Source organism: Streptomyces sp. NPDC046557 (assembly GCF_040645975.1).
Lineage (GTDB): Bacteria > Actinomycetota > Actinomycetes > Streptomycetales > Streptomycetaceae > Streptomyces.
The window spans coordinates 1-12912 of the sequence record NZ_JBEYZH010000006.1 but is presented as its reverse complement, the minus strand read 5'-3'; the positions used below and the strand labels follow the sequence as shown (position 1 = coordinate 12912).

The window sequence follows — 12912 nt, the reverse complement described above, 5'->3', positions numbered from 1 at the left end:
CAGCCCTAGAAAAAAACAGAACGTTCGCTATTCTTTTTACATGATCTCAGTGTTCGCCGAGGCCACCTTCGGCAGCCTGCGCCGGACGGACCAGCGTCGATGGGCCGAGGTGTACCTATCCGGGCTGCTCGGCACATCCGGCAAGAAGACAGTGCGGCGGCTCGCCGCAGCGGTATCGGACCGGGAGACGGCCTTCCAGTCACTGCACCAGTTCGTCAACGCGAGTCCGTGGGATTGGGAACCGGTCCGCCGAGAGCTGGCACGGTGGGCGGAGGAGCGCATGGCTCCCCGCGCCTGGGTGCTCGACGACGTGGTCCTGCGCAAGCGAGGCGACCACTCGTGCGGGGTGCACCGCCGCTTCAGCCCGGTCGACGGACGATCCGTCAACGGGCAGGTCGGCACCGGAGTGTTTCTGGTCGGGGACCACGAAGCGCTGCCCGTCGACTGGAGGTTGTACCTGCCCGAGTGCTGGACGGGGGATCCCGCCCGGCGGCGGCGGGTCCGCATCCCGGACGACATCGGCCACCGGTCCGTCGAGGAGCAGGCCCTCGACCTCGTGGACCTGCTGGCCGCGCACACCCGGCGGCCCGCGGTGCCGATCGTGGCCGACGCGTCCTCCTACGCCGGCGCGGAGGCGTTCGTCCGGGGCCTGGCCCTTCGCGGCCACGACTTCGTGGTGGCGGTCTCCGGACGCCTGGCTTTCGCACGCGCCACGACGGTCATGCCGGGGCCGGTCCGAGCAGACCAGGGACAGCCCGCGTACCGCGCCTTCACCACCCGGACCCGCGCGGGGCGGCCGGCGGACCGGACTTGGCTCACCAACATGCCGCACCGTCGGACCGAGGAGCTGCTCGCGCTGACACGGACGCTGAGACTCGCGCAGGAGGCCGTGCGATACATGGAGAGCGATCTCGGGCTCGGCGACTTCGAGGGCCGGTCGTTTCCGGGCTGGCACCACCACATGACGCTCGTCTCGGCTGCCTACGCGTACAGCCGGCAGGGCGCGACGGGTCTTCCGCACCACCTCGCCGCCCTGCCCGCAGCGGCATAGACCACACGACGGCCCGGCGCCCACCCGGCACCTCCGCGCGGCGCCACGAACCGCTGTCGGCAACACCCCATTCGAAAGAGAAACTCATGGATTCCGCCACCACTTACGATGCCCTGGCCGATGTCTACGACCTGATGTACCCGCCCGCGTCGCCGGACATAGCGGATGCAGTCGACTTCATCGCCGAGCTGGCTCCGGATGCCGGCCGTGTCCTGGAACTCGGTGTGGGCAATGGCCGGATAGCGATACCGCTCGCCGAGCGCGGGCTGACGGTGCACGGCATCGACGGTTCCGAGCAGATGCTGGAGAAGCTCGCGGCACGGGACACTCACGGAAGGGTCACCGCCACGGCCGCGGACTTCACCACCGGCGGCACCGGTGAACAGTTCGACGTGGTGTTCATCGCCCTCAACACCTTCTTCGCACCCACGTCGGCCGAGGCCCAGGTCCAGTGCATGCAGCGGATGCGCGAGCAGTTGGCGCCCGGCGGACGTGTGGTCATCGAGGCGTTCGAGCCGAGCGCCTTCCACCAGCAGGAGGGCGAGAAGACCAGCACGCGGTACCTCTCACCCACCTCGGTGATGATCGACAGCACGCACGTCATGCGTGACCGGCAGCTGATCCTCGTCATTCACACCGTCGTTGACGGCGGGGTGCCGCGCCCGACCCAGGAGGTCATCCGCTACGCCTGGCCCACGGAGATCGACCTCATGGCACGCCTCGCCGGCCTGCGGCTGGTGGACCGCCGGGGCGGCTGGAGGGGCGAGGCTTTCGACGCGAACAGCCACCGTCACGTCTCCGTGTACGAGGCCATCGAAGACCCGAAGTAGGCGTTACACATGAAGGCGACTCGGAACCACACCTTGCTCGAACTGACGGACGTCAGCCGCAGCTACGGGGACCGGAGCGTGCTACGCGCGGTCACCATGCGGCTGGCGGCGACGGAGTGCACCGTACTGGTGGGGGACAACGGATCGGGAAAATCGACCCTCCTGCGGATGGCTTGCGGCCGCGAGCAGCCCACCTCGGGCGAAGTACTTTTCGACGGCGAGCCCTTGCACGAGGACTCGCCCCGCACCCGAGCCCGAGTGGCCACCGTGATGGAAGCCGGCTCGAACTATCCGGATCTGACGGTACGCGAACACCTGATGCTGGTCGCGGTCGGGCACGGACTCGGCCGCCGCGCCGACGACGCAGTCGACCGGGTGCTGGCCGACCACCGGCTGACCGACCACGCCCGGTCACGGCCTTCGGCGCTCTCGTCGGGGCAGACCCAGTCCCTGCTCCTCGCCTCGGCCTTCGTACGGCCGCACGACCTGTTGGTGCTGGACGAGCCCGAACAGCGGCTGGACTCCCGGGCACGTGTGGAACTGGCAGAGCGGCTCTCGGCACACAAGCGGCAGGGAGCGGCGATCTTGCTCGCCACCCATGACGACGAGCTGGCCGCGGCCGTGGCCGACCACGTGCTCACACTGGAGGACGGACGGGCCGACGTGGCGCCGGTCAGGACGGCCCGGTAATGACCGACCACACCGACCTGCACCGGCGCACGGACGAAACGCTGGCGTTCCTGCACGAGGCCCGCGCCTCGACGCGTCGGAGCAAGCGCAAGAGCAACGCCTTCGTGCTGTACTGCATCGCTTTGGCGGCGGCCTTCTGGGGCGTACCGCTCCTGATCGCCGCCGCCGAGGCCGGACGACGAGGCGAGTGGCACGGCAGTACCTCCGATCAGCTGCTGGCCAGTCTCCCGGTGACCGTGCCGGCGCTGCTGGCGCTGGTGATGCTCCATGTCGCCCGGAGCGCCGTCTGGCGGGGCCCGGTGCTCGTGGACCTGCCGACCGTCTCGTGGCTGTTGCCCCTGCCCGTCCTGCGTGGGCCGCTCCTCCTGCCCCGGTTCTACGCGTCCGCACTCCGGGCGGCCGCGGTGGGGCTCATCGGCGGCGGCCTGCTGGGCTACCTGATCTCGATCGCGGGCACCGCCGCCTGGCTACCGCTGACCGCGGCAGGCGCCTGGGCCGGCGCGGCCACGGCGTTGACAGCGGTGGCCGCCGGGCTGCTCGTCGAGCGCTGCGATCGCGCCGCCGCCCGCCACGGCTCCCGGATCCACGCAGCCACCTGGGTGTTGACGGCGGGCTCGTTGGCGCTCTGCGCGTTCGCGGTACTGCGGGGCATGAACAACGGCCTGAACGACTCCTACGGCTCACTGGTGTTGTGGTCCGGGCCATGGGGGTGGGCGGCCCAGCCGCTCGTCGCCATGGCGGGGCACCGCACACCGGGCTGGATCTTCGGGACGGTCCTGTCCGCGGCGTTCACGCTCATCGCTCTGCTGCTCGCCCGCCGCGAGACACCGGACATTCCGGGGGAGGCCCTCCGCAACCGCGCCACCGTCGCGTCCCAGGTCGCCGCGTCGATCTACTCCCTCGACCTGCGCCAGGCCCGTTCCGCGGCCCGCGGCCCGCGAGGCCCGCGGGCCAGGCCGGTACTGCACCTGCCCGTGCCCCGCAGCAGGTGGCTGCTCGTGCCATGGCGAGACGCAGCGGGGCTGCTGCGAGTCCCGGGACGGCTGCTGTGGGCGGCCCTCTGGGGCACCGCGGCACTGGCCCTGGGCGCCGCCGCACATCACACGCGGTCGGACGGGCAGGTCGCCCTGTGCGCTGCCGCCCTCGTCGCCGAGTACCTGGCGGCCGCGCAGCTGACGGAGCCGGCACGCATCGAGAGCGACGACGTCCGTCGCTCCGCCAACCTCCCCTACGAATTCCGGACGCTCGCGCTGTGGCACGGAGGGGTCCCCTGCGCCCTGCTGCTCGCCTGGCTCGGCCTGGGCAACGCCGTGGCCGGGCTCACCGGCTGGTGGACACCAGGCGGTGCCGTGCTCCCGGCGGTGGTTCCAGCCATGGTGGGGGCCGCGCTGGTGAGTTCCTACCGCGGCACTGTCCCCGGCCATCTGCTGATCGGCGCGGACACCCCCATGGGCAATACCGCCGCGCTTCAGACAGGGCTCTGGTACGCGCGCGGCCCGCTGGTCGCGATCGTGCTGTCGGCACCGGTACTGGTCGCGGTCGAGCGCCATCACCAGCTCGGTGCAGGACACGTCGTCTGGCTGCTCGTGGTGGGCGCGGCAGCTATGTGGTGGGCCCGGTACACGGCTCACCGGCTGCACGGCGCACTGCCCGAGCGGCCCCATCGAAACGCGGGCAGAAGACTGCGCGCCTACCTCCTCACGAGGCTGAAATGATCGACGATCTTGCGACATCACCCGCCGTACAGGGCCTTCTGGAGCGGCTCGGGCTCGGGCAGTTGCTGCCTCAGCAGGGCGAATCACCCATGGGCCGCAACCGGAACGTGGCAGGTCTGACCACCACCGGAAGCGCCGTGTTCGTCAAACAGCTGGACAGGCGGCAACCGGACGCGGCTCGCCGTTTCCGTCGGCAACGCGCCTATGAGGCGACGGCCGTCGCCAATGACGGGCCACTGACCTCACCGAAGTGCCTGGGCTGGGACGACGAGGAGCTGTTGGTCGTCTTCGAGTGGCTCGACACTGCTCGTTCCGGGTCCGATCTGGCGACTTCCGAAGAGTTCGACGATGAACTCGCCCACCGCGCGGGGGAAATGGTCGGTGCGCTGCACGCCCTTCCGCCGGATGCCCTTCCTGCTGACGGGACCGGTACGACGGAACCGGACCCGATCCTCCTCCCCCCACTGGAGTTCTTCGACTCGCTCCCGCTCGCCTACCACACCCAGGCGAGCGGCGCCTCGCTGGAGGCATGGGGGATGCTGCAACGCGACACCGAGCTCACCCTGGCGCTGCGCCGGCTGCGCGCCGTGGAGGCGGCGGCAGCGGTGACCTCCGTCCACGGCGACCTGCGCCTGGACCAGTTCCTGCTGCATGACGGACGGCTCCTCCTCTGCGACTGGGAGGAGTTCCGCAAGGCAGATCCGGCCCGGGACATCGGCGCCTTCGTCGGTGAATGGCTGCACCGCGCCGTGCTCGACATCCCGGCGAAGGACGCGGAGCTGAGCGGCCCAAGTTCCCAGCTCTCCCACCAGGACATCGTTCAACGGGGTGTGGCCGAGCTCAACAGGCTGCGGACGCGCAACGTCGCCTTCTGGCAGGGCTACCGGGCGACCACCGCGGTCACCGACCCCGGTCTGCCTGTCAGGGCGACGGCCTTCGCCGGCTGGCACCTCATCGACCGGGTGTTCGCCTCTGCGGAACAGCGCCCACGGCTCACCGCCCTCGACCGGGCAGCGGCGGGAATCGGACGCTCTGCCGTGATGCATCCCGAAAAGTTCACCACAGTCCTCGGCCTGGAGGCTTGAGATGGACGACTTCCCCGACCTCGCGACACTCCTGTCGGCCGTGCGGGTGCACGCCGACACCCGCAGCGCCCATGTGGGCGAGCGCCACATCACGGCCGACACGGCCGGCCAGCTCCGCCAGAAACTGATCACCGCGCTCTACGAGACGTTCCATGTGGGCCACGCCTTCACCGAGGACCGGCCCCGGACCTACCGGGACCCGTGGCTTGAGCAGCAACTGAGTGAGGCCACGCCGCACGACACGACGATGGCCACCGCCCGCCTCGACGGCGACGGTCTCGTGCTGGTGGACGGCGTACGCGTACGCGTACCCGAACCGGACGTCGTGGCGACGAGGGTGAGAATGCCCGCCCGGCGTCCCGGCCTCTCCCCGGGCTTCTTCCTCGTCGACGGTTCCCGGGGGCATTCGGCCCGGCGCCCGCTGCTCAGGGTGTACGTACACGTCCGCACCCCTGAAGAGGCCGTGCGGACCTGGGGCGACGTGCTGCGCGCACTGGAACGCGACGGGGTTCCCTACCGGGCCAAGGTGACGTCGTCCCGCCGCCTGTTCCCGCGCCGGGACGGGCTTGTGGTCTATCTGGGCGAGAACGCCTGGCACGCCGCCTCGGTGGTGGCCGATGCGGTAACGCGTCCCGCCACACACCACCTGACCGCACCCACCTCTTCCTTCACCAGGGAACTGGCGCCTGGCATTTCCATTGCCTGGGAGCCCGAGGACACGAGGCCGGGCATGCGGGGAATGAGTTTCGGCCAGCATCGCGCTGCTGCCCTTGCGGACGCTTTGTTGGAGCACGCCGACGGGAACGGCCGGGCGCTGCACGCTTGCCTGCGGGAGCAGTTGGCCGCCGCCAATATCGACCAAGAGACGCTCTACCGGAATGTGGATTCCCCTCGACTTCCCTAAGTAGCGCCGCCCTCGCCCCGCATCCCGCTCGACTTTCCTAAGTAGCGCTCGAACTCCGTGACGCGGCCCACAAGTTGTTTGCCGACGCTCCGGAAGATGATCTACTGAGAAACGTCGGAACGGCGGGGCCCACTCGGGAAACCGCCGATAAAAACCTTTACTCTAGGGGGAATCCTCATGGAATCCATGGAACTCATCGCCGGTTACGCCGCTTACACCACTCCGGAGGAGCTCGCCGCTTCCGAGGCCACCGACGCGCCGGCCATCACCACCACGGTGACCTCGTCGGAGATCTGCATCACGATCACCGTCGGCTGGGGCTGCTGACCTTCAGTGCCGAGCGGCCAGTGGCCCGGGCGCGTCCGTCGGACGGCGCCCGGGCCTCGGCCAGTAGAGAAAGTTGCCACGTCATGCCGGAGGAATTCGAGTCCCCCTCCTGCTTCACGCTGCCCAATGGTCTGCGCGTCGTGCTCTGCCGGCGGGGTACGGCCCCTCTGGCGGCCGTGTGCGTGCACTACGACGTGGGATTCCGGTCCGAGCCGGAAGGGCGCAGTGGATTTGCCCACCTCTTCGAACACCTGATGTTCCAGGGGAGTGAAAACGTAGGACGCTCCGAGCATTTCGCGATTGTGCAGAGCTCAGGCGGAACGGCCAACGGATCCACGCGCCAGGACTACACCGAGTATTACCAGATCGCTCCGGCATCGGCCCTCGAACGACTGCTGTTTCTCGAGGCGGACCGTATGCGGACGCTGCGACTTACCCAGAATTCCCTTGTCACCCAGGTGGCGGTGGTCAAGGAAGAAATAAAACTGAACGTCCACGACCGCCCCTATGGCGGATTCCCGTGGACGAACCTCCCTGCGGTGCTCTATCGGAAATTCTCCAACGCCCACAACGGCTATGGCGATTTCATCAATCTCGATCGAGCCACGTTGGAGGAGTGCGCCGCCTTCTTCGACGACTACTACACGCCGTCCAACGCCGTACTCACGGTGGTCGGAGACATCGATCCGGCACTGACGCTGGAATGGGTATCCAGGCATTTCGGCGACATCGCAGCACGACCGACGGCCGCCCCGCAGGATCTGTCGGAGCCATGGCCGTCGGAGCCCCGGAACGGTAGCTGCACCGACCGGCAGGCCCCTCTGCCGGCCACGGCAGTCGGCTACCGTCTGCCGGATCCCGGCACCGAGCGCGACCGCTACCTCGGTCACATCGCGCTGGCCACGCTCTTGGGCGGCTCATCCGGACGGCTGCAGCAGCGAGCGCTCGCCCGGGGCGTCAGCCTCACGACCGCCATGGCCCAGTGTGGATTCTTCGGACCGTTCGACGCACGGGACCCCGACACTTTCGTCGTGACGGCCCGGCACCCCTCGTCCGAGCACCAGGCAGTCACCGGCGTGATCGAGGCGGCACTGGAGGATCTTGCGGGGCCGGGGCCGACCGACCGCGAAGTGGCCACCGCGGTCAGCGGGACCGTCGCGCGGTGGCATCGCAAGCACGACAACATTCTCGCCCTGGCGAGGGCGGTCGGAGCCTCTTCCCTGCTCTACGGTGAGCCGTCATTGCCGATGGACCTCACCGGACACCTGACGGTCCTCGAGGCCGGCTCCGTGCGCAACGCGGCCGAGAGCCTGGTCAACAGCAGGCCCGCCGCACTCCTGGTCCACTCACGCGATGCGGGAGGTACACGGTGACGAGGTCCCTGCCTCCACTCCATCCCGAGAAGCCTCTCGCCCTCCCCCGTGTGGTCGAACGGCACCTGCCCTCCGGATTGAGGATCTTCGCCGTGCCCAGGAAAGGCACTCCGCTGGTCGAGGTCCGCGTCCTCGTTCCGCTGTCGGTCGGCGACCCGGTGCAGTCGGTGGCGGCCGAGCTGCTCACGACGACGGCCTTCACCGGGAGCGTGCGGCTGGGCGGCCGTGACGTTCCCTGGGACTCGGCCTTCACCACCGGCCGGCCGCACGCGCAGCGCATGGCGGAGTGGCTTACGGTCGTCGGACACGTGCCCGTCGCAGGGCTCGACCGGATGCTCGCCATGCTCGCCTCGTGGCTGGCCGCGCCCACCGTCCCGGAAGACCGCATCGTCCAGGAACGCGAGCGGCTGTCCCAGGCCTTGGTGATCCTCAACACCCAGCCCCAGCGCATCGCCGTCCGTGAGCTCAACCGGGCCCGTTACGGCGACATGCCGCTCTTCGACGCGTGGCCGTCGGCCGACACGGTGGCGGCCCTCACCGCACACGATGTGCACGAGACTCACCGCACGTGCCTGTCGCTCCGTGAGGCTCGCGTGATCGTCGTGGGGGACATCGATGCCGACTCCACGGCCGACGCGGTGGCGCGGACCTTCTCGGACATGCCCTCCGGCGCCGCGGCGTCCCCCGTGCCCAGGACGGCGCCGGCCGATCGCCTGCGGCTGATCCCGCGCCCCGGCGCCTCCCAGTCGCACGTGGCACTGTCCTGCCGCTCCGTGTCCTTCGGCCACCCCCAGTACCCCGCGCTCGCCGTGGCCAACGCGGTATTCGCCGGGTACTTCTCCTCCCGGCTCGTGGCGAACATCCGAGAGCGGCGAGGCCTGGCCTATCACGCGCTGTCGCGCTTCGACCGCACGCTCGGCTCCCCTTCCACGGTGACCGATGTGGTCTGCGGGACGCAATCGACCGGCCTCGTCGTGTCTGAGATCCTCGCCGAGCTGACGAACCTGGTGGAGAACCCGCCGACGCAACGGGAGATCGACGATGCCCGTACGTACCTCAGGGGCTCGCTGCTGACCGCCACCGCCTCCCAGTCGGACCTGGCCAACCTCCTCGCCTCACTGTGCTGCTGGGACGTGGGTACCGACTGGATCCAGGAGTACCCCCGTCAACTCCTGGAAGTGACCGTGGACGAGGTCGCCGCAGCATGCCGGAACTTCTTGGGCCCCGGCCCGCAGGCGGGCGTCGTCGTCGGAGACCCGGCCGCTGCGGGGCCGTCCTTGGCTCGATTCGGATTCGTCGCACCAGGAGATCAGACGTGACCTACGAGGAAGTCCCCACCGGCGGCGTACCCGTCCCGGAGTTCACCGCCGAACGGCTGCTCATCGTCGGGACGGGTGCCATCCATGTGGCCAACCTGCCCACCTGGGCAGGATGGCTTCGGCTGGCCTATCCCCGTCTGGAGACCCGGATGGTCATCACACGCAGTGCCGAACGCTTCGTCAGCCGGACCGCCCTGGCCGCCCTCGGCGGTAACGAAGTGGTGCTGGACGTCTGGCCGGAGGAGGCCTCGACCGCCGCACTGCACGTCGAACTGGCCCAGTGGGCAGACTCGGTGATCGTCTATCCGGCCACTATGAATTTCATCGCCCGGTTCGCTACCGGTATGGCGGACACACCCGCCATGCTCGCACTGCAGTGCACACGGGCCCCCGTAGCGGTGGCTCCAGCAGTGCCTCCGGGCGGGCAGGAGAACCTGACCTTGCAGCATCACCTGAAGACGCTCGAAACCCGGCCCAATGTGGTGGTCATCCCCACGACCCACGGTCGCAGCATCACTACCGGGCGGGACGATGCCGCCGTGCCTCCGCCCCTGCCCGTGGTGATCGGCAGCCTGGAGCGGAAGCGGGCAGCCCTCGTAGCAACGGACATCCCTCATGCTGGTTGACGAGTACGGCACCAGGCACCTGCGCACCCAGATCTTCACGATGGCGGACGGTCGTTTCCTCTGGCGCAGAAGACACCTGGCAGGAGGGACGGCCGGCGCCACGGCAGCAAGGGGAAAGAGCGCCGAACAGCTTGGTTCCTCAAGGAACGTTGCTTCGGCCGCGTTTGACGGGGACACGGTCACGTACACGACGCCCGGTGCCAAGTCCCTGGCGCGTATCGTCTGGCCGCCCTCGCCGGTGACGTTTCCCCCGGGCCTGGTCATGAGCGCCATCGGCCACGCACTGCGCGACATCAACGGATACACCGGGCCCCTCGACGCCTCGGGGCCGCCGCCCGCCCTTGAGCGCCTCAGCCAGTGGCTCCGGGGGGGCCGCAAGGAAGAGGGGGCAGCACGGCTCCATCGGCTCTGCACGGACCGCCTGGGGCCGACGCGGTTGAACACTCTTGTCGAGTGGTGTCACGGGGGCTCCCCGGGGACCACGGGAGAGGTGCTGCTCCACGGCGAACCGTCCTTGGGACTCACTGTGCCCGACCCGGACGGACGTCACGCAGTGCTGCTCACCGGTGAGAGCCTGTCCCGTGGAAGGCCCGAACACGACGCGGGCTGGCTACTGGGCGAACTCGCGGAGATGGCAGACGTAGAAAGCCGCAACCTCCCGAGCGAGTCGGCAACCTCGGCCTTCAAGGTCATGGCGAAAGCCTTCCTGGCAGGCCGCGGTCACACTCTGGACGGCGCGCTCCTGTGCCGCAGTGCCACGTTGCGCCGTATGGCTCACCTCGTGGACTTCGCCGGCAATGTCGGTTGGAGCGCCGGAATTGCCGGCTATGTCGACATCCTGGCTGCCCTGATCGACGAGGACGGGCAAACCGTGTTTTCGCCGTTGGAACTGACTGCATAGGAGCCTCGACGGGCGCCAAAGGGCTGCGGCCAGGACTTCCGCGCGAGCTGGCTGCGCGGCGGGCGCGGTGGGAGGCTGAGGGGTCTAGACAACGAAGAAGGCCCAGGTCGCTGACCTGGGCCTTCTTGCAAGAGCGGATGACGGGAATCGAACCCGCGCTATAAGCTTGGGAATCTATGGCACGCGGTGACCCATACGGCTTCTGACCTGCCGTTTCCTGTCCCGACGGCCTCCGCTCGGACTGCCTCTGGGCACCGGTTCTGACCGCTGTTCACCGCCCCGAAGGGCATGGATGGGGCACGCCCTCCATGATGGTGGCCCAGATCGGCGGCCGACGCCCCCACAACTCAGCGGCTCACGGCGGTATCGCGGCAACCGTCCGCCCGCCCCGAGCGCGTCGACTGCCGCGGAATCCAACCAAGCCCTACCAGTGACCTGGGTCTGAGGTTTGGCGTTAGGTCGGCAGGAGTCGTCATGGTCCGAAGATTCCGCCAGTGTCGGTAACCGATGTCCAGCGGGCTGTGCTGGAGGGCTGGGTGCGTCGTCGTGCAACGGCCCAGGCTCTGGCTCAGCGGTCGCGGATCGTGCTGGAGTGCGCGGAAGGGGCACTCGATCAGGGAGGTGACGCGTCCGCGCCTGTCCGGGCAACGGGTCGCGGCCGTTTGTGCGGTAGAGGCTCGCGTGCTTGTGGCCAGAAGAGCATAGGGCTCTGAGAATGTTGACGGAGCTGGCGCAAGACCGCGACCGTGTATTGCGTACCGCCTTCGTTGACCGGGAGAGAAGTATGACCATTAAGGACATCGGGCCGGAACCTCAAACCTTCGACCTTGAGAAGGCGACGCTCGAGAACACGAACTATCGCGCGATCGCCTGGTCTGGGAAGTACCTTCAGTTGACCCTCATGTCGATCCCGGTGGGTGAGGACATCGGCTTGGAGGCGCACCCGGAGACTGACCAGTTCCTACGACTCGACGCAGGCCGGGGCCGGGTCCAGATGGGCCGCACGAAGGATCGACTCGACTTCGACCGGGAGGTCGAGGATGGCTGGGCAATCTTCGTGCCCGCCGGCACTTGGCACAACGTCACCAACATTGGTGACGAGACCCTGCAGCTCTACGCCGTATACGCGCCGGTCCACCACGCATCGGGCAAGATCCATGCGACAGCCGCCGACGCGGAGCGCGACGAGGACTCAGGCAACGACGAGCCGCCAAGCTGGTCGGTCCAGCCTGCCCAGCCGCCATCGGACGAGCACGCCTGACCAGCGAGGGCTTATCGTGACAGTAGTTCCTGGCCCCGAGGCGAGCCGAAAGAATCACGATTTTCCCTCCCGCCTGTACGCCCGGGCTATCGCTCATTCATGGAATTCGAGGTCCTGATTGGCGCAGGCACTTATGCGGCGTTGCTGGTGACGGACAACCGGGACGCCGTCCGGAAGCTGTTCCGCTTCTACGACCTGCGGCACACGGGCAACACCCTCGCCACCGACATCGGCGCCAATGCTGACGCCCCGTTGCGGTACTTAGACGTCGTCTCATTTGGGGTGTTCGATAGTCTGCGGCCGTGGACATTGTGGAGCGTCTGGTGCCGGATGAGCTGTGGGAGTTGTTCGCGCGGGTGGTGCCGCCCGCTCCGACGCGGCCTCAAGGTGGTGGCCGACGGCGGTATGGGGATCGTGAAGTGCTGGCCGCGATTGTGTTCGTGGCCACGTCAGGGTGCACGTGGAAGCAGTTACCGCCGTCGTTCGGGCCGTCGGGACCGACCGCGCACCGCCGGTTCAGCGAATGGAGCAAGGCCCGTGTCTGGGCCAAACTGCACCGCCTGGTGCTGGACGAACTCGGCGCCCGCGGGGACCTGGACTGGTCGAGGTGTGCGATCGACTCGGTGAACATGCGGGCCCTGCAAGGGGGGACCTGACAGGTCCGAATCCTGTCGACCGGGGCAAGAAAGGCTCGAAGATCCACCTGATCACCGAGCGGACCGGTCTGCCCATATGCGTCGGCATATCGGGCGCCAACCTCCACGACAGCCAGGCCCTGCAGCCCCTGGTCCGCGGGATCCCGCCGATCCGCTCCCGCCGCGGCCCGCGAC

12 protein-coding genes and 1 pseudogene are annotated in these 12912 nt (G+C 68.6%); all 13 read left to right on the top strand.

The window, feature by feature from the left end:
- The first annotated feature begins 40 nt into the window (after positions 1–40).
- Positions 41–1051 carry a transposase gene (locus ABZ934_RS14735; protein ID WP_361312636.1) on the top strand — a complete coding sequence of 337 codons (1011 nt, stop codon included), beginning with the start codon at positions 41–43 and terminating at the stop codon, positions 1049–1051.
- 86 nt (positions 1052–1137) lie between these two features.
- Positions 1138–1881, top strand: coding sequence for a methyltransferase domain-containing protein (locus ABZ934_RS14730; protein ID WP_361312635.1), 744 nt, complete (start codon positions 1138–1140; stop codon positions 1879–1881).
- 9 nt (positions 1882–1890) lie between these two features.
- Positions 1891–2571 (top strand): ABC transporter ATP-binding protein, encoded by a 681-nt coding sequence (locus ABZ934_RS14725; protein WP_361312633.1) that lies wholly within the window; start codon positions 1891–1893, stop codon positions 2569–2571.
- Complete coding sequence (locus ABZ934_RS14720; RefSeq protein ID WP_361312631.1) at positions 2571–4286, top strand: hypothetical protein; 1716 nt, start codon at positions 2571–2573, stop codon at positions 4284–4286. Before ABZ934_RS14725 ends, ABZ934_RS14720 begins: the two co-directional genes overlap by 1 nt.
- Positions 4283–5371 (top strand): class V lanthionine synthetase subunit LxmK, encoded by a 1089-nt coding sequence (gene lxmK / locus ABZ934_RS14715; RefSeq protein WP_361312629.1) that lies wholly within the window; start codon positions 4283–4285, stop codon positions 5369–5371. The genes ABZ934_RS14720 and lxmK overlap by 4 nt, the downstream gene beginning before the upstream one ends.
- A 1-nt stretch (position 5372) precedes the next feature.
- Positions 5373–6275 carry a T3SS effector HopA1 family protein gene (locus tag ABZ934_RS14710; RefSeq protein ID WP_361312628.1) on the top strand — a complete coding sequence of 301 codons (903 nt, stop codon included), beginning with the start codon at positions 5373–5375 and terminating at the stop codon, positions 6273–6275.
- A 177-nt stretch (positions 6276–6452) separates the two neighbouring features.
- Positions 6453–6602, top strand: coding sequence for an LxmA leader domain family RiPP (locus ABZ934_RS14705; protein WP_361312626.1), 150 nt, complete (start codon positions 6453–6455; stop codon positions 6600–6602).
- 83 nt (positions 6603–6685) lie between these two features.
- Positions 6686–7975 (top strand): pitrilysin family protein, encoded by a 1290-nt coding sequence (locus ABZ934_RS14700; protein ID WP_361312624.1) that lies wholly within the window; start codon positions 6686–6688, stop codon positions 7973–7975.
- A 92-nt stretch (positions 7976–8067) separates the two neighbouring features.
- Positions 8068–9294, top strand: a complete 1227-nt coding sequence (locus tag ABZ934_RS14695; RefSeq protein WP_361312623.1) for a pitrilysin family protein — start codon at positions 8068–8070, stop codon at positions 9292–9294.
- A complete protein-coding gene (locus ABZ934_RS14690) occupies positions 9291–9920 on the top strand; it encodes a flavoprotein (protein WP_361312622.1) in 630 nt (209 codons plus the stop codon). The genes ABZ934_RS14695 and ABZ934_RS14690 overlap by 4 nt, the downstream gene beginning before the upstream one ends.
- Entirely contained in the window at positions 9910–10821 is a 912-nt protein-coding gene (locus ABZ934_RS14685; RefSeq protein WP_361312620.1) for a hypothetical protein, read from the top strand. Before ABZ934_RS14690 ends, ABZ934_RS14685 begins: the two co-directional genes overlap by 11 nt.
- Positions 10822–11605: 784 nt before the next feature.
- Positions 11606–12082 (top strand): cupin domain-containing protein, encoded by a 477-nt coding sequence (locus ABZ934_RS14680; protein WP_361312618.1) that lies wholly within the window; start codon positions 11606–11608, stop codon positions 12080–12082.
- Positions 12083–12384: 302 nt separating this feature from the next.
- Positions 12385–12912: pseudogene (locus ABZ934_RS14675) on the top strand (IS5 family transposase); the annotation flags it as partial.